This is a genomic window from Vibrio sp. OPT46 (assembly GCF_015163535.1).
Classification (GTDB): Bacteria; Pseudomonadota; Gammaproteobacteria; order Enterobacterales; family Vibrionaceae; genus Vibrio; species Vibrio alginolyticus.
Genome location: NZ_JADDYG010000155.1, coordinates 1 through 245, shown reverse-complemented (window position 1 = coordinate 245; position 245 = coordinate 1). Strand labels below are relative to the sequence as shown.

Below are 245 nucleotides of genomic sequence, written 5' to 3'. Positions count from 1 at the left end.
GTTTCAATTTCTTTGACTACGTCAGTAGCTTTGTCCTGGCTTTCTACAAACGGAAAGGTTTTTTCGTTAGGAATGAACGGAAATTGACCGAGAACAACGTGCCCTAATGTCTCACATGTTATCGCCGTACCGTCAGAAACATAGAATACATCACGACTTTGGTTATTTATTTGCATTTCTGTTTAATTTTTCAAAATCTTTTGAGTAGGATGGTACACATAATATTAATAAATCAGTTTGGCTTT

At 35.5% G+C, this 245-nt stretch carries 1 protein-coding gene; it reads right to left on the bottom strand.

The genetic code is table 11. The features are described from left to right. On the bottom strand, positions 1-176 hold a 176-nt coding region (locus tag IQR33_RS06700; RefSeq protein WP_193843602.1), incomplete at its 3' end, for a kinase/pyrophosphorylase. Positions 177-245: the final 69 nt, after the last annotated feature.